We start from the raw sequence: 16390 nt of genomic DNA, 5'->3' as shown, positions 1-16390 counted from the left end.
GCACCAGTCGGGTGCCATACCACCCCGAAACCTTAGGGTTCGGCAGGCACTTCCAGTGCTGGCAACCGTGAAAGGTAACTGGCAAAGCCGTTGTGGACGGTGCTGTGGTGCCGACCTGAGGTGCGAATCCTGGTGAGGTCGGTGGCTCGTACGCGGAGACCGCCGGCGCGGGCTGCGTGGACGAACTCCCTGTCTTCGTGCACCGGGATGCTTTTGAAGCCGCCCAGTTCCCGGTAGGCACTGGCGCGGAAGGCCAGGTTTGCGCCGTGGATGTGGGGGTGCCCTTCGGCGAGGGTGTGGGCCTGGCGCCAGAGCAGGTGTTGGTGTGCTGAGAGTTCTTGCCGGACAGGCTCCACCGTGCCCACCACCACGTCCCAGCCCTCGAGCCCAAGCCGCCAGTGCTGTTCAATCCAGTCCCTGGGCACCACGGAATCCGCGTCGGTGTTCAGGATCCACGTGTGGCCTGCTGGTGCTCCCGTATTTTCCAGGGCACGGCGGATGCCGATGTTCCGGGCTGCTCCCACACAGCCAGCATCACTGTGCACGACCTCCACCTGGGCGAAGTCCGCAATGACCTGGTCCGACGCATCGGTGGTTCGGTCCAGGACCACCGTCACGGAGACCGGTACGTGCGGGAACAGAATGTGGAACCTGGCCGTGGCTCCGGTGAGCGCAACGAGGCAGCGCCGCAAGAGGGCCTCTTCGTTTCGGGCCGGGACGACAATGACCACGGCATCGAGGGGAGCCGTCATGATGGGTCCGTGAAGGCAAAAAGGTCGAGCCGGAAGTCGTCCTCGAGATAGCAACCCAGCCCCGTCAGCCGGGCATCGTTGCGCAGCGCGTCGTGGACGGCGTCACCGTTGAGCGGCCACCCGTCAATCGGGTGCCGCCAGTGGCAGGCCACGACAGCGGCGCCGGGCAGGGCCGAATGCGCCATTTGTTGCAGGAGGTGGCTGAGTTCGTCGCCGCTAAAGTAGTAGCCGGTCTCGGACAAAACATAGAGGTCGAAGTGTTCGTTCGGCCAGCTCGCCGGCACCTCAAGCTGGACGATCCGAACGCCGGGCAGGGCAGCGGTCCGGGCTACGGCCGTGCTGACGGCCTCGCCGCTGACGTCGATGCCCAGAAGCTTTTCGCACCGGTGGGCCAACTCAGCGGTCAAGACGCCGGTGGAGCAACCAATTTCCAGGGCCGAGCTGAAGCGGGGGTGGGGGAGTGCAGCCAAGGTCAGGGCTCGCTTGCGCTCCTCATACCAAGAGGACGGCGCCTGCCAAGGCTCGGCGCCCTGGGCGTGGATCAGGTCGAAACGGTTCCCCACCCAAGAGGTTCCTTGTCGTTGCGGGGGCAAGAAACGACCAGCGCTGTCGATGAACACTTCAAACGGCCGACGAAAGTAGTCAAGCACATGGCCCGGCAGGAGGGTTTCGTCGCCCGCGGCAGGGGAGAGGGGCTCCACTTGGCTGCGGTGTTCGGCCATGGCCAGCGCCTTGCGGCCGCGTTCCGTCTCGCCCAGTTCCAGCGAGCGGAGCGCCGCCCATGGCACGTCACCGCTGCTGGGCGTGCCCCAAAACCAGAGCCAGATGGGATATTCCAGGACGGCGCAGCCGGTACTGGCAGCAACCTGCAGTGCCACGTCACCGGCCACCTCGTGGTCGGTGTGCCCGTCGCCGGACCACGGGGCCACAAGCAGTACCCGGGCTGGGTCCTGGCTGCACAACCCGTTGAGCTCTGCGGCAAGCTGCGACCGGGAATCAGCCAGCCGGCCATCAACGAACCCGCCTTCCAGCAGTACGGCGTCATGAGCGAGGCAAGCCAACGCCCGCCTCAGCTCGTGTATACGCAGGTCGCCCAGTTGATCCGGCGTCATGGTGGGTGACTGCGGGTGCGAGTTCTGCCCCCGCGTTGCCACGATCAGGACGATGTCCACGTGGTGTGCGTGCGCCTGGCTGATGAGCCCGCCAGCGGCCAGTGACTCATCATCCGGGTGGGCCGCTAGGACAACCAGTCGATCAAAGCGGGACCAGTCCAGCACCAGCGGGGCCACGGACCCTCCGGCCAGGGCTTCCGCCCAGTCGGATTCGAGCGTGCCGGGCTCAGCCAACGTGAAACTCACCATGGTTGCTTGCCCGCCTCCACCAGCAGGGTGCCCAGTCCAACCAGGGATCGCTCGCCGTGGTCTTGGCGAAGGTACAGCGACAGGTCCGCGACGCGCTTCGCATGCTCGGGATTAAAGGCAAGCGGGGCCGGGCCCATGCCGTGGGCGGAGATGTCGAGGACCGTCTCAACGCTCTGCACCACCACTGCCCTGGCCCGCGCAGCAGTAATCTGCGGGGCAGCGGTGGAGTGGAAGTCCTCGGCAGCAGTGCGGAGGGCAGCCACACTGCGTTGAATGGCCGTGTCCGCCATCCCCAAGTGCATGAGGGCAATCGCATCTGGCGTCCTGCTGGTGCAGTGCGTAAAAAGTGCCCGCGCCAAGGCCACCATGGCCCCATGCCAGACGGCCGCCACCCCCACCCCGCCCCAGGCGAAACCTGGCCGGTCCAGGTACCAGTTGGTTGCGCCGATCGGTTCCGCACGTGCGGCGGAGAGCTGCAACGCCCGGCTGGGAACCTCTGCCAGGCCAATGCCTACCCAGGCCGGACCAATAGTGGTGACCCCGTCCTGGGTGAGGTCGACGGCGAAGGCCCGGCGGCCGCCGTCGACCGCTGCCGTGATGATGGCGTGCGGCAGGGTCTCGGCAAGCGAGCACCACGGCTTGCTGCCCTCCAGCACCCAATCTGTTCCGTTCGGCTGGGATGCCTGCAGGTGGTGGCCTGCGCCCTCCGCGGCGTAGACGCCCCAGGCGAGTTCCGGCTGGTGGGCCAGTGCGGAGCCTGCCTCCGTCAGGATGTTGAGCGCGTCCAGGTGCGGTTCGATGCAGCGGGCCACCCCAAGGTCCACCGCACCGAGGGTTGCCAGGACTTCCCATTGTGCGAGGAACCCGCCGGAGTTCAGCCGCGGGGAGGTTTGCGTGAGTTTCCGGGCCAGCTCCAACGACGACGCCGGGTCGCCGACGCACTGCGCGGCATGCCGGACGAGGGAATCCAACTCGCTGTCCGGGGCGGAGGCCGCAGCGATCCGGACGGGTGTTGGGAATGCGGCGCCGGCGGCAGGGGGCGGCGTTCCTGCGGCGGCCTGTTGGGTACTTTCGGCTTGGCCGATGCTCATGGGAGTCAGACCTCATCTCCGGTGCGCTGCAATTTCACCAGGGCCTGCTTTGTGCCGCGCTGGGTCAACACGTGCACCACCGCACCCGTGGCGGCGGAGACGAGGGCGAAGGACAGGACGCCGATCAAGGAATCGTCGAGGTCCGTCCCGTCCGTAGGCGGGTTCTTGCCCGTTGATTTCTTCCAGGCCGCGGTCAGGACTTTGTTGGCCACGAATCCCGCTCCGATGCTTGCGCCGAGGCCCAAGATCTTTACCAGTACGTTCATTCCAGCTCCTTATGATGTGCGTCCGTGAGGCACCGTGATCGTGTGCCAACGGCTGGTGGAAACGGCAACGGGTCGGTGACCTGCGCTGCCGCATGGGTCTGTGGTGCCGCGTGGGTCCGTACTACTGCAGCGGCCACGACGTCGGCCAGGCGTCCGCCGTCGGCATGGGCGGCCCTCTGCAGGCGCTCGCCCGAGCCCCTGGCCATAATCCGCCCCAGACCGGCACTGACAGCATCGAAATCTCCCGCCTGCGTCAGTGGCTCCTGGGCATGCTCCAGGGCTGCCACAACGATGTCCGCGGCAGGGCTCGGACGGTGCAGGAAAGGGTGCAAGAGGTTGGTTTCGACGCCGAAACGGCTGGCCTGCCAGGTGGCCAACCGCAGGAGGGTGGCAGGGATCAACGCAGGGCTACGGCCGTGCTTCCATTCGTTGGCGCTGGCCTCAACCAGCCCCCTGATCAGCGTGGCAAGAGTACAGGCGTCCTCGCTGGCCATGCAGACATCGGCGATCCGGATTTCCACTGTGGGATGCGTCCGGGAAAGCCGGGCGTCAAAGTAGACCATTCCTTCGTCGAGGAGAACATCGGTGGACAGCATCGAGTCCACGAGTTGGCGGTAGCCGGCAACTGACCCGTAGATCGGCATGGGCCCAGCCGACGGCCAGCGGTTCCAGATTTGCGACCGGTAGCTGGCGAAACCGGCATCGACTCCCGCCCAGAACGGTGAGTTGGCGCTCAATGCCAGGACGAGCGGCAACCAGACCCGGATCCGGTCCAGGACCGCAATGCCCTCCTCCTCCGAGTCGATCGACACATGGACGTGCAGCCCACAGGTGAGTTGCTCGCGTGCAATGAGCCCAAACTTCCCGGACATCGTTGCGAAGCGCGCATCCCCATCGGTGGGGGTTGCTGCAAAGATGGGTGGCGTGGCCAACGCTGCCACGCGCGCACCGACGGTCGCCGCCGCAGCGTCGGCAAGGGCCCGCCCGGTCTGGATGTCTGTCAGCAACTCCGCTGCCGTGAAGCAGGGGCGGGTGTTCGCTTCGATCTGCTCCTGCTTGAACTCTGCATGCAAGGAGGGGCCGTCCGCAGGGGAACCGCTGGCCATCTGCAGGAGCCGGGTGGCCAGGGGCAGTGGTGCACCCGTGCTCGGATCGACGATCAGCAGCTCTTCCTCTACACCGAAGCTACGCATCGGACACCTGCTTCTGCGCCGGAAATCTGGGCTCAGGAATCCCGCAGGGCCGAGACCAGTTCGGCCTTGCGTTTACTTGAATACCCGGTCAGGCCGATTTCCTTGGCCCGGGCTTTGAGCTGGGAGACCGTCCAATTCTCGTAGCTGCCAGCTTCGCCGCCCTTACGTCCCGTGGCACTGCGGCCGTTGTTGGCCGCAGCATTGGAAATTCGTGCTGCCTTCTGTTTCGACGCACCGTCCCCGCGCAGTTCTTCGTACAGCTCAGGATCTTTCAGGCTCGGATTCTTGGGTCCAGGCATGATCAGTGGTCCTTTCCTTCGCTCGGGCTCGTCCGGTGCCGAAACCCTTGGAGGTGATTTAGTAAGTCTACGTAGTATTTTCGGCGCGGCGCAACGATCACTGGCCCGGCACTGAGTCACTCAGCGGGCGCGCACCACCGGAACGTCATTCCACTCCGTGGTGTAGCGGGGAGACAACATTTCGCGTCGTGTTGCCCACTGGGATCCTGAGCGGAGCCCGCCGTTGCCAAGGCCAATACTCTTGCGGCCAAAACGTTCGGCGATGGCGTCCATCAATGGTCCAAGGCTGCGGTCTGGTGTGTCCGCGAAGGTCATCAGGGTGTCCTGGCTACCGCCGGGGCTGAGGTCCCGGACAACGACCCCCACGCGCATGTAGGGCGTCCCCTCGCGAATTTTCGGCAGGAGTTGCTGCGCCGCGCGGAGAATCTCCAGCGGATCTGAGGTGGGGGAGGGAAAGGCGACGTCCACCGAGTGCGACACCATCGGCTCGGCGACGAAAGACGACGTGCGGGCAAAGGCGTTCAGGTTGCCCGCCACCAGTCCCTTCTTGCCCAACCGCACCGCAGCGCCCTGGGCGTAGACGCTGAGCGCCTGGCCCACGTCCCGGACGCTGGTGGCGGGCGTGACGAAGGAGCGGGAAAAGAGTATCTGGCTGTGGTCTCGGGATTCGTCAACGGTGATGCACGGCGTCCCCTGCAACTCCAAAACGGTGCGCATCAACACGACGGAGAAACGACGCCGGATCTTCAGGGGGTCAGCGCAGCGCAGGTCCCAGGCCGTGTGGATCCCTATTCCTGCCAACTTGGGGCCGTTGCGCCGGCCAACGCCCCAGATCTTCTGTGCGGGAAGATTCCGCAGCAGCCGCTCCCGGTCCGCGGGGGAGGCGGCGTCCCAGTGGCAGACGCCCTGGAACTGGGGGTTGTTCTTAGCCCACTGATTGGCCAGCTTGGCCAACGTCTTCGTTGACGCCAAGCCTACGCAGACCGGCAACCCCACGTTCCGGCGGACGCCAGCACGGATCTGGCGGCCCGCAGCCGTCTGTTCCGTCGTGGACCCGGGCAGGCTCACGAAGGCTTCGTCAATGCTATAGATCTCCGTGGCCAGGGAGTGCCGATCCAGGTACTCTACTGGTAGCGCCGATTGTTGCTGAGTTGCGTATTCAGCGGCTTCCGACTCTTCTCCCAATGAATGGTGGGGCGCTGATCACCAATGATTGATCAGCGCTTGCTGTATAGTTCAGTACATGCTGACTATTGCTTCGCGCCTCGACGTCATGAACCGGCTCGGCCGGGCCATGGCGGACCCGACGCGCTCCCGGATCTTGATGACTCTGCTGAACGCCCCGAGCTATCCGGCCGTGCTCTCGCGCGAGCTGGAGCTGACCCGCTCGAACGTCTCGAACCACCTGACGTGCCTGCGTGACTGCGGGATCGTGGTCGCCGAGCCTGAGGGTCGCCAGACGCGCTACGAGATCGCTGACCCGCATCTTGCGGCTGCGCTCGTCGCGCTCGTGGATGTGACGCTGGCGGTCGATGAGCACGCGCCGTGTGTGGACTCGTCGTGCACGGTGCCGGGCTGCTGCGGTACAGGGGCGGACGCGTGAGCGCGGCGTGTAGCTGCGAGCACGAGCCTGCCACTGCGGCGGAGGATGAGACCGAAGAGGTGGAGCGGCCCTGGTGGAGGGACCGTGGGATCATGGTGCCGGTCTTCTCCGGTGTCGCGTTCCTGGCTGGTCTGATCCTTGAATGGTCCGGGCTCGAGATCCCGGCGCTCGTACTGTTCTGGATCGGCCTGCTGCTGGGCGCGTCGACGTTCACTCCTGGCGCGATTCGGAAGCTGTTCAAGGGCAAGCTCGGGATCGGGCTGCTGATGACGATCAGCGCGATCGGCGCGGTCATCCTCGGCTATGTGGAGGAGGCCGCTGCTCTGGCGTTCTTGTACTCGATTGCTGAGGCGCTTGAGGACAAGGCGATGGACCGTGCCCGTGGCGGCCTGCGGGCGCTGCTGAAGCTCGTGCCGGAGACGGCGACCGTGCTGCAGAGCGGCGTCTCTGCGCAGGTGCCGGCGAGGGAGTTGACGGTCGGCCAGGTCATGGTGGTCCGCCCGGGCGAACGGATCGCAACCGACGGGATCGTCCGCTCTGGCCGCTCAAGCCTGGACACCTCGGCGATCACCGGGGAGTCGATCCCCGTCGAGGTCGAGCCCGGGGACGCGGTGTCGGCCGGCGCGATTAACAGCTCCGGCGTGCTGGAGGTCGAGGCGACTGCGGCCGGTACCGATAACTCGCTTACGACGATCGTGGAGTTGGTCGAGAAAGCGCAGACGGAGAAGGGCGAGCGTGCGCGTCTCGCGGACCGGATCGCCCGCCCGCTCGTACCCGGTGTGCTGATTCTCGCAGCGCTCGTCGCGATCATTGGGTCACTGCTGGGCGACCCGGAGGTATGGATCACTCGTGCGCTCGTCGTGCTGGTAGCGGCCTCTCCGTGCGCGCTGGCGATCTCGGTGCCGTTGACGGTCGTTGCCGCGATCGGCGCGGCGAGCAAGTTCGGCGTGATCATCAAGTCCGGCGCGGTCTTCGAGCGCTTCGGCACGGTCCGGCACGTCGCGGTCGACAAGACCGGCACCCTGACCCGTAACGAGCCCGCGGTCACCGCGGTCCTCACTGCGAACGGCATTGCCGAGGAGCAGGCGCTGGCTTGGGCGGCGGCTCTGGAGCAGCACAGCACGCATCCACTTGCGGCGGCGATCACCGCTGCAGCCCCGGGTGTTCCCGTGGCCGCGGATGTGACCGAGCAGGCCGGGCACGGCATCGACGGCACCGTCGATGGCGCTCGTATCACGGTCGGCAGCCCCCGCTGGCTCGACGCCGGCGAGCTCGGCGACCGGGTTGCAGGGCTTGAGGAGCAGGGCATGACTGTCGTGATCGTGCACCGCGACGAGGCACCGGTCGCGGCGATCGGCGTCCGCGACGAGCTGCGTCCGGAAGTCCCCGAGGTGGTCCGCACGCTTGCGGATCAGGGCGTCGGCATGACGATGCTCACCGGGGACAACGCCCGCACCGCTCGTGCGCTGGCTGCGCAGGCCGGGATCGCTGATGTGCGCGCGGAGCTGCGCCCTGAGGACAAGACGACCGCGATCGGCGAGTTGTCGAAGGCGGGATCGGTCGCGATGATCGGTGACGGCATCAACGACGCCCCGGCCCTGGCGTCCGCGGACATCGGCATCGCGATGGGAGCGACCGGCTCCGATGCGGCGATCGAGTCTGCGGACGTGGCCTTCACAGGTCATGATCTGCGGCTCATCCCGCGGGCGTTCGATCACGCGCGGCGGGGCCGGCGGATCATCAACCAGAACATCATCCTGTCCCTGCTGATCATCACCGCACTGCTCCCGCTCGCGCTCTTCGGGGTCCTGGGGCTCGCGGCTGTCGTCCTGGTCCACGAGGTCGCGGAGGTCATCGTGATCCTCAACGGCCTGCGCGCCGCACGCACCCGCACACCACGAATGGAAAGCTGATGCTCGCAACCATCGGGTCGGCGATCGGCCTGTTCGCGGCGACCAACATCGACGACATCGTCGTGCTCACCGTGCTGTTCCTCGCCTCCAGCCGGGGAAAGCCGCGACCGTGGCAGATCGTCGCAGGCCAGTACCTCGGGTTCATCACACTCGTCGTGATCAGCGTGATCGCCGCGCTCGGTCTCACGATCGTCCCGGACGAATGGGTCGGCTTCCTGGGTCTGATCCCGCTCGGCATCGGCATCTGGACGCTCATTCGCGGCCTGCGCCGTAACGGCGACGACGATGATGACGACTCCAAGATCACCGCGGTCGGACTATGGGGGGTCGCCGGGATCACGATCGCCAACGGGGCCGACAACATCTCCCTCTACACGCCGATCTTCCGCACCAGCTCGCCCGGCGACGTCGCGGTCATGATCGTCGTGTTCCTGATCCTCGTCGCCGTCTGGTGCGCTGCCGGGCGACTGATCGGCACCCACAAGGCCGTCACCGAAACGCTCGAACGTGTCGAGCACTGGCTCGTCCCCGTCGTGTTCATCGGCCTGGGCCTGTTCATCCTCATTGAATCCGGCGTTATCGTCCGTCTCTTCGAGGCCCTCGCATGACCCCGGACACGAATACCGACGTTGAGTCGGCATCGGCGTCGGGAGAGCGTCCGCAGAGAGGACGCTGGCGGCTCACTGCCTGGGCGCTTCTGATCGCAGTGGTCGTCGTCGTGATCGATCAGGGAACGAAAGTGTGGGCCGAGGCCACCCTGTCGGAGCACGAGCGCATCCCGCTGATCGGCGACCTGTTGGGCCTGCAGCTCGCGTACAACCCCGGCGCGGCGTTCTCCTTCGGGGAGAGCTTCACCTGGGTGTTCGCTCTCATCGCCGTCGCGGCCACGGCCACCGCGATCGTGTTCGCGTTCCGGGTCCGACGCCCCGGGTGGGCGATCGTGATCGGTGCGCTCGGCGGGGCCGCTGCTTCGCACGCCGGCGACCGGCTTTTCCGCCAACCAGGATTCGCCCGGGGGCACGTCGTCGACTTCCTCGCCTACGGCAACTGGTTCATCGGGAACCTCGCCGACATCGTGATCGTCACCGCTACGATTGCCGGAGCGCTCCTGATGCTCCGCGGCACCGAGAACTGAGAGGGCCAACCATGGAGATCACCCTGCAGTACTTCGACGGCTGCCCGAACTGGGAAGTACTCGACCGCCGGCTTGCTGAGCTGCTCGACGGTCGATCAGATATCCGCGTCACACGACAGTTGGTCGAGACCGCCGAGGACGCCGAGCGCCTCGGATTCCACGGGTCACCGACCGTCCTCGTCGACGGCGTCGATCCCTTCGCCGACGAGCACACGCCGGTCGGGCTCGCCTGCCGGGTGTTCCGTACCCCTGCCGGGCTGGGAGGCTCTCCGACCGTCGAGCAACTGCGCGAAGCGATTTCCGGCCCGGCTCTGACGGGTGATGCTTGATCAGGGGTGGGTGGAGCGGAGAGCCGGGTAATCGGACCACTCGCCACCGGCGAGACGCGACCATGAGGCAGCGGATGCCGTCGTGATGCCGAGGAGATCCGAGACGATCCGGGGATGCAGTTGCCGGGTGAGCTCGATGAGCGCTGTCGTGCGGGCGCTCCCGGCAAGCAGGCCTTCGGCGCGAAGGCGACGGCTGAGCGGCCCCGGGGTGAGGTGACGGCCCGGGTTCCGGCCGGGGAACAACCACCCTTCAGGATGGCCCTTTGTGGCATCGACGAGCTCGACGATGGCGTCGCCGAGGATCTCTGGGACCTTGATCGGCTCGGCTCCGACGGTGAGCGTCACGGGCTGCGAGCTCGTATCGACCTGTGCCCGGGTGATCGTGACGATGCGGGTCAGCTGGATGCCGTAGAGCAGTACGAGGAGACCCGCGGCCCGGGTCTTCGGGTCCATGTCGGCATCGGACAGGAACCTGCGGGCCATCTGCCATCGGTGGTCGGAGGCATAGTCTCGCCCTTCGAGGCGATGGGCTCGAAACTCGACGCGAAGGGTGCTCAACCGGTGCTTTCGCAGCCAGCGAGTGAACGGTGCCAGCGCGTCGCGTTGGCTGGGCGAATCGGTCAGATGCGCGTCGAGTAGGCGCTGCGGAAACGTCGCCAGCGTCTCCTGGTGCGACCGGATCTCTCCAAGGAACGCGGCGCAGTACTTCAGCGCAGTCCGTTGCCTCTGGAATCCGGAAGCAGGGCTGGACGCGATGCGCAGTGCCCGAGTGGATCGGAGGAGCTCCCAGGTGCAGTATCGGCGCAGGATCAACCGGTCCTCGGGATGGTCGATGCCATCGAGCCAGTCGTTGAGCCAGTGGGTGAAACGCGTGCCCTCGACGTCGAGCTCCGGCAGCACGCCGGAACGGACCAGCAGTGAGAGGAGGAACGCGACCGACTGTCCCGACCGGGCTCGGGTGATGATCGCCTCGGCGGTGAGCGGCAGGGTCCCGTCCGCGAGCTCGCGGAGCACCATCGCGCACTTGCTCTTGTGCAGCCAGCGTTCGAGCGACGCCGCTTTGCCATGGTGCGTGAGCAGATAGTCAGCAAGGGGGTGGAGGTCCGCGCGGATCTCTCCCGCATCGTCGGCGAGCAGTTGCTGGATCGCGACGGGCCGGCGGCACTCGACGCAGAGGTGATGTTTGCGGATCTCCTCGATCGAGCCGCATCCGGGGCAGGCCATCGTGATCGGAGTGCCCGCGCAGTCGGCGCAGACCATCTGGCCATTCATGAAGCCGGTCAGGAACACCCTGCGCGCGCACTCGGGACAAGGTTGTGGTCTGCGCATCGCGTAGTAGCAGCGCGCGCATACTCGTCGTCCGTCGAGGTGGGAGGCGACGCGGCCAGGTTCTCCGCAGAGACCACAGGTCTTGATCGGTGCGGTGTAGCAGGCCAGACAGACCAGTTCCGGGCGACGGACGATGATGGTCGCATGCTGACCGCACCGCGAGCAGTCGCCGAACGATCGAGGGTCGGCTCGCCAACAGTCACGGCAAAAGCGCTGTCCGTCGATCGTGCGCTGCACGGGCCGGACCCGGCCACAGGACGCGCACGAGACGGACCGGGCGTTCCGCTCGCATCGGGAGCAGTGCCGACCACCGCCCGGCGTCTTGTGGGGCATTCTCACCGCGCGTCCGCAGGACTCGCACGTCGGCAGCATCACCCGGCTTGCCCCTTCTTCGACCAGCGCGCGGGCCAGATCCTGAACGGTCACCGGCACGTTCGCATGCTGCCCCTCCAGGACTCCGGGCTGCTTGATCAGCGCGAGCTCAAGAAGCCGCTGCGTGAGGGGTACTGGCGCAACCGAATGCACGATCTCAGCGATTCGCTCGCGAGAGATTTCGGGAACGAGAGGGTGGACGAGAGCGACGACTTCAGCGACTCGCGGCAGCTGCGGAGGCTTGGCCACCGCGGCTACTTCGTACGCGGCCGACGAATCGCCGCGCGAACAGGACGGAGATCACCGATCGACCCCCGTGTCGCCTCCTCGCCCACCGCCACCGGGGCCAAGGCCTCCCGGCGAGTGATCGTCACGAGATCGTTGAGCGAGCACTCCAGTGCATCGCACAACGCCGCCAACACGTCAAGACGCACCCGCTGTGGCGGCTGAGTCACCAGCCGATAGACCTGCTCCCGGGACAGGTCGATGCCGCGCTCTTCGAGCAGGGGCTTCAGCTTGGAGGTCTGGAAGATCCCGCGCGAAGCCATCACGCTGCGCAGATTCCAGCCGGTGTCGAGCTCAACGGTCATCAACTTCTCCTTCGATGAGGGCCTTCAGCGCTTCGGCGAGCACGCGGTTCTTGTAGTCCGAACTGACGGAGGCGTAGATCGAGGTCGTCGAGGCATGCATATGCCCGACCTGCTCTTGGACGAATCGATCGGCGTACCCGAACTCCAGAAGGTGCGTGACATAGGAATGCCGGAGGCTGTGCAGCGTCAGATCCTTCGACAGGCCGGCTTCATCACGCAGCTCTGCGAACCTCCGGTCGAGATACCCAGCAGACAGACGCGTACGGCGCTCGGTCACCCAGAGCGCGTCGAGGCGGTCTCCGGGCGCGAAACGGGCCCGGGCCTGCTCGAGCCATTGCTGCATTCCGGGCACCCACCAGTCGAACTCCGGCACCAGCAGCACCGTGCGACGTCGTGGCGCGCCACCGCCCGCCGCCTTCGCCCATCGCACGTGAACCGCGCCGTAGCGCCCCCACTGCCGCATCTTCGCGTTGTGGTGCAAATCGACGGTATCGAGCATCACCGCCTCAGTGCGGCGCAGACCGAACGCGTAGACCGTCTTCAGCAACTGGGCATCCCGCAACGCGCCGAGCGCACCCTTTCTCCCGGAGCTCACGAGCAGCTCGACGCGAGCGTCGGCCGTGTCAAACAGGCGCTCAATCTCGTCGTACGTGAACGGGCGACGCTTCCCATCGCCTTCAAACTCGAACCGATGCGCCACCGTGTTCCACGGCAGACACACCTGCGAGGGGACCTCCCCAAACTCGCGATCGCAGATCTCCATCCAGTCGTACAACGGGTTCGTGAGGTAATCACAGAACCCACGGATAGACCCATGGTTGGCGCGCATCGTCGACAGCGTCCGAGTGCGACCGCCGGACTCAGCAGTGAACTCATCCACATCCGCGACCGTCCACCTCCATGGCGGTTTGTCCACGAAATCACGGAACCGCGTCACCGTCGCCGTCCGGTTCCGTATCGTCTGCTCACGGAGTCCGCGCGACAGCTGCTGGTTCCGCCAACCATCGATCATCGCGCTGAAAACCTGCGCTTCCGGGTTCGCCAGTGCGACGTTCGATGCTGACGTGATCAGCCGAAGCGCCGCTGGAGAAGCCCCAAAATCTTGCATTAGATGCAACAAAGTATGGGACAGTGCATCACCCTGTCAACTCAGATCTCAGCATCCGCCAGATCTCGCTGTTATGGTCAGAGCAGATCCGCACCTCTCTGGTGAATAGACGTCGTTTGCAAGTGTGAACAGTTGCATTCACTGCAACATGCGAGGGTTCATGACGCGTGCGCTCAGGTCACCGTACAGTTCGTAATTGCTGGACAGCCCAACGAGTCCCCATGCCTTCGCCTGCGCCGCAATCTTGAACCACGGCGTGCCCATGTCGATGCCCAGGGCCTTGGCCTCAGCGCTGCGGGTAATGACGCAGCCGTCATTGTTGGACAGGATCACCACCGGCCGGTTTTCGAGTTTAGGGTTGAAGACCCGCTCGGCGGACACGTAGAAGTTGTTCACATCCACCAGCGCGAAGCACGGTCGGGCCGGCGCGGACTCAGGTGTACCGCTCGCAGCGACTGCGTGCCCACCGTTCACGTCAGACTCGGTGCAGGCAGCGGGTGACGACGCCCCAGATACCCAGGTCAGCAGCAGGGTCCACCGCGATGGTCTCAAACCCAGGATGGTCCGCCACTAAGGCGGTTCCTGCCGGGGTGTGTACCAGTCGCCGGACCAGCATTTCGCCGTCGAGGACTGCCACCACCACCGATCCGCTCTGCGGCTCCAGGGAGCGGTCAACGATGAGTTCGTCGCCGTCGGCGATACCCGAGCCCACCATGCCATCACCCTGGACCCGCATGATGAAAGTGCTGGTGATATCACCGATCAGGTGCTTGTTCAGATCAATCCGAGCGCTGAAGTAATCCTGCGCCGGTGATGCAAAGCCGATGGGCAGGTACGACTCGCCCGGTGGTTTCGCCGCAATGGAATCCATGACCTGCACCTCACTTCATTAGAACACTTGTTCTAATGAAACAGCATACTAGGCCAGCTCGACTCCGCCCAGTTCAAGCTCGGCAAAGACGTCGGAGAGGTCATCGCCGATGCCTGCCGTCAAGGCTTCCACCACAGTGACTCCGTAACCGGCCTGGACTGCATCGAGGGCCGTGGCCCGGACGCAGTAGTCGGCGGCCAGTCCCACAATGACGACATCATCGACGTCGTTCTCCTGCAGCCATTCGTCGAGGCCGACGGCGTCCAGGTCCACCTGTGACTCCGTGCCCGGCATGGACCCCGGCTGGCGCTCGCCGGTGGGAACTGCGTCTTCCGGTGCCAGCAGCCCCTCGAATCCCGAGTAGGCAGCCGAGAACTGTCCCTTCCGGAAGTAGGCCTCGATGTATTCGGTATCAAGGTCAGCGTGGAGTTCCGCTCCTGACGTGCCAGCGACGCAGTGCGGCGGCCAGCTGTCCTTGAAGTCCGGTTCCGCGGAGAAGTGCCCGCCCGGATCCACATGCCAGTCCTGGGTGGCAACTACATGGTCGAATTCACCCTGGTGTGCGTCGACGTATTCGCTGATGGCGCCGGCGAGGTCGGACCCACCGGCCACGGGAAGCGTTCCACCTTCGCAGAAGTCGTTCTGGACGTCCACGATAATCAATGCGCGAGACATCAGCTCTCCTCGTAGGTAGTAGGGATGGCAGGTTCGCCGCGTTGCAGGCGGTTGACCACAGAGGGCAGCTCCGCCATGGAATCCGCGTGCCGACGGCGGGCTCGCCGAACGCCCTCGGCTCCCGTCCAGCCGGGAAGCAGTTCGCCGTTCTTCATGAACTGCTGGAGCAGCTGCCGGTCATTGCCGTCATCTTCAGGCCTGTGACCGATACCCACAATCTCGGCGGCTGCGATGCCGCGGTCGTTGAGCTTGCGCAAAGCGTACTTCCTACCGCCAACGCTCGCCTTGTTTTTCGCTGCCTTGGCCACCGAGACGAAATCACCAGAGTCGTTGGTGCGGCTCACCAGTTTGTACACCATGCTGGCAGTAGGGGCACCGGAACCGGTCACCAGCGACGTGCCCACGCCATAAGCGTCCACGGGAGCCGACTGCAGGGCAGCGATCGCAAACTCGTCGAGGTCGGAGGTAACCATGATCTTGGTGTTGACGTTGCCGAGATCATCCAGCAGGGTGCGCACCCACTGTGCCTGGGCCACCAGGTCGCCCGAGTCAAGGCGGACCGCACCCAGTGCGGTCCCGGCCAGGTCCACTGCCGTGCGGACGGCCGCTTCGACGTCGTACGTATCCACCAACAGCGAGGTTCCGGTGCCGAAGGACGCGAGCTGGGCCTCGAACGCATCGCGTTCGGTATCGTGCAGCAGCGTGAACGAATGCGCGGCAGTACCCACGGTTTTGAGGTCGTAGCGCATGCCGGCCTCAAGGTTCGACGTGCTATCAAAGCCAGCAATCACGGCTGCCCGGGCAGATGCCACTGCGGCCTCCTCATGGGTCCGGCGCGAGCCCATCTCAATGCACGGACGGCCGCCAGCCGAGCGGATCATCCGGGACGCGGCCGAGGCGATGGCGCTGTCATGGTTCAAGACCGAGAGGACGTACGTCTCCAGCATGCACGCCTCGGCAAACGTTGCCTCCACGATCAGGATAGGAGAGTTGGGAAAGTACGCTTCGCCCTCGGCGTAACCCCAGATATCGCCGGTGAACCGGTACGACTCCAGGTAGTCCAGCGTCTGCTGGTTGACCACCTTGGTGCGCGCCAGGAACTCCAGCTCGGCCGGGCCGAAACGGAAGTTAGCCAGCCCCTCCAGCAACCGGCCAGTGCCCGCCACCACGCCGTAACGGCGGCCGTCGGGCAGCCGCCGGGCGAAGGCCTCAAACACCGACTTGCGTTGCGCGGCGCCCGAATGCAGGGCCGCCTGCAACATGGTCAGTTCGTAATGGTCTGTATATAAGGACGTGCGGGGATGCTCCCAGCCAGCAGAGGTGCTCACGAAAATTACTCTAGTCCCCACCCGCTCCCACGTCTTGCTTCGCTGCGCCGCGGGGCCCTCGCGGGCGTGGGCCCAACCACCCGCTCCCACGTCTTGCTTCGCTGCGCCGCGGGGCCCTCGCGGGCGTGGGCCCAACCACCCGCTCCCACGTCTTGCTTCGCTGCGCCGCGGGGCC

General features: G+C 65.7%; 18 protein-coding genes and 1 pseudogene. 5 read left to right on the top strand and 14 right to left on the bottom strand.

Going from position 1 to position 16390, the window contains the following annotated elements:
- Window positions 1–32: 32 nt before the first annotated feature.
- The 7 genes from PSET11_RS08075 to PSET11_RS08045 form a co-directional block, all read right to left on the bottom strand.
- A complete protein-coding gene (locus tag PSET11_RS08075) occupies window positions 33–752 on the bottom strand; it encodes a glycosyltransferase family 2 protein (protein WP_124091593.1) in 720 nt (239 codons plus the stop codon).
- Window positions 749–2113, bottom strand: coding sequence for a bifunctional PIG-L family deacetylase/class I SAM-dependent methyltransferase (locus PSET11_RS08070; RefSeq protein ID WP_124091592.1), 1365 nt, complete (start codon window positions 2111–2113; stop codon window positions 749–751). The genes PSET11_RS08075 and PSET11_RS08070 overlap by 4 nt, the downstream gene beginning before the upstream one ends.
- Window positions 2107–3204 carry an acyl-CoA dehydrogenase family protein gene (locus PSET11_RS08065; RefSeq protein WP_124091591.1) on the bottom strand — a complete coding sequence of 366 codons (1098 nt, stop codon included), beginning with the start codon at window positions 3202–3204 and terminating at the stop codon, window positions 2107–2109. Before PSET11_RS08065 ends, PSET11_RS08070 begins: the two co-directional genes overlap by 7 nt.
- Window positions 3205–3209: 5 nt before the next feature.
- Window positions 3210–3470, bottom strand: a complete 261-nt coding sequence (locus PSET11_RS08060; RefSeq protein ID WP_124091590.1) for a DUF4235 domain-containing protein — start codon at window positions 3468–3470, stop codon at window positions 3210–3212.
- Window positions 3467–4663 (bottom strand): glutamate--cysteine ligase, encoded by a 1197-nt coding sequence (locus tag PSET11_RS08055; protein ID WP_124091589.1) that lies wholly within the window; start codon window positions 4661–4663, stop codon window positions 3467–3469. The genes PSET11_RS08060 and PSET11_RS08055 overlap by 4 nt, the downstream gene beginning before the upstream one ends.
- Window positions 4664–4695: 32 nt before the next feature.
- Window positions 4696–4962: a DUF7218 family protein gene (locus PSET11_RS08050; RefSeq protein WP_124091588.1), complete on the bottom strand. Its 267-nt coding sequence runs from the start codon at window positions 4960–4962 to the stop codon at window positions 4696–4698.
- Between the two features lie 120 nt (window positions 4963–5082).
- Complete coding sequence (locus PSET11_RS08045) at window positions 5083–6147, bottom strand: DUF4113 domain-containing protein (RefSeq protein ID WP_124091587.1); 1065 nt, start codon at window positions 6145–6147, stop codon at window positions 5083–5085.
- Window positions 6148–6205: 58 nt separating this feature from the next.
- Between PSET11_RS08045 and cmtR the strand changes: the two genes are divergently transcribed.
- Genes cmtR through PSET11_RS08020 form a run of 5 tightly spaced genes read left to right on the top strand, consistent with a single transcriptional unit; the run spans window position 6206 to window position 9942 of the window.
- Entirely contained in the window at window positions 6206–6565 is a 360-nt protein-coding gene (gene cmtR / locus PSET11_RS08040; protein WP_036297877.1) for a Cd(II)/Pb(II)-sensing metalloregulatory transcriptional regulator CmtR, read from the top strand.
- The gene (locus PSET11_RS08035; protein ID WP_203415938.1) at window positions 6562–8478 is read left to right on the top strand and encodes a heavy metal translocating P-type ATPase; all 1917 of its coding nucleotides are present in this window, start codon (window positions 6562–6564) and stop codon (window positions 8476–8478) included. Before cmtR ends, PSET11_RS08035 begins: the two co-directional genes overlap by 4 nt.
- The gene (locus PSET11_RS08030; protein ID WP_036297875.1) at window positions 8478–9086 is read left to right on the top strand and encodes a cadmium resistance transporter; all 609 of its coding nucleotides are present in this window, start codon (window positions 8478–8480) and stop codon (window positions 9084–9086) included. Before PSET11_RS08035 ends, PSET11_RS08030 begins: the two co-directional genes overlap by 1 nt.
- Window positions 9083–9613, top strand: a complete 531-nt coding sequence (locus tag PSET11_RS08025) for a signal peptidase II (RefSeq protein WP_036297873.1) — start codon at window positions 9083–9085, stop codon at window positions 9611–9613. Before PSET11_RS08030 ends, PSET11_RS08025 begins: the two co-directional genes overlap by 4 nt.
- 11 nt (window positions 9614–9624) lie before the next feature.
- Window positions 9625–9942: a hypothetical protein gene (locus PSET11_RS08020; protein ID WP_058631820.1), complete on the top strand. Its 318-nt coding sequence runs from the start codon at window positions 9625–9627 to the stop codon at window positions 9940–9942.
- Here PSET11_RS08020 and PSET11_RS08015 read toward each other — a convergent pair whose 3' ends face one another.
- From PSET11_RS08015 to PSET11_RS07985, 7 genes and pseudogenes are all read right to left on the bottom strand, one after another.
- Window positions 9943–11892, bottom strand: a complete 1950-nt coding sequence (locus PSET11_RS08015; protein WP_238989084.1) for a hypothetical protein — start codon at window positions 11890–11892, stop codon at window positions 9943–9945.
- Window positions 11893–11897: 5 nt separating this feature from the next.
- Window positions 11898–12233: a helix-turn-helix domain-containing protein gene (locus PSET11_RS08010; RefSeq protein WP_124091585.1), complete on the bottom strand. Its 336-nt coding sequence runs from the start codon at window positions 12231–12233 to the stop codon at window positions 11898–11900.
- Window positions 12223–13341, bottom strand: coding sequence for a tyrosine-type recombinase/integrase (locus PSET11_RS08005; RefSeq protein WP_238989083.1), 1119 nt, complete (start codon window positions 13339–13341; stop codon window positions 12223–12225). The genes PSET11_RS08010 and PSET11_RS08005 overlap by 11 nt, the downstream gene beginning before the upstream one ends.
- 159 nt (window positions 13342–13500) lie before the next feature.
- Window positions 13501–13746 (bottom strand): annotated as a pseudogene (locus PSET11_RS08000) (Y-family DNA polymerase); the annotation flags it as partial.
- 70 nt (window positions 13747–13816) lie between these two features.
- Complete coding sequence (locus PSET11_RS07995) at window positions 13817–14212, bottom strand: LexA family protein (protein ID WP_124091583.1); 396 nt, start codon at window positions 14210–14212, stop codon at window positions 13817–13819.
- Between the two features lie 48 nt (window positions 14213–14260).
- Entirely contained in the window at window positions 14261–14887 is a 627-nt protein-coding gene (locus PSET11_RS07990; protein ID WP_124091582.1) for an isochorismatase family protein, read from the bottom strand.
- On the bottom strand, window positions 14887–16215 hold the full coding sequence (locus PSET11_RS07985; RefSeq protein ID WP_124091581.1) for a nicotinate phosphoribosyltransferase: 1329 nt from the start codon (window positions 16213–16215) through the stop codon (window positions 14887–14889). The genes PSET11_RS07990 and PSET11_RS07985 overlap by 1 nt, the downstream gene beginning before the upstream one ends.
- Window positions 16216–16390: the final 175 nt, after the last annotated feature.

The organism is Arthrobacter ulcerisalmonis (assembly GCF_900609065.1).
Classification (GTDB): Bacteria; Actinomycetota; Actinomycetes; order Actinomycetales; family Micrococcaceae; genus Arthrobacter; species Arthrobacter ulcerisalmonis.
Note: the sequence above shows the minus strand (reverse complement) of the source record. Positions and strands in the feature narration are given on the sequence as shown.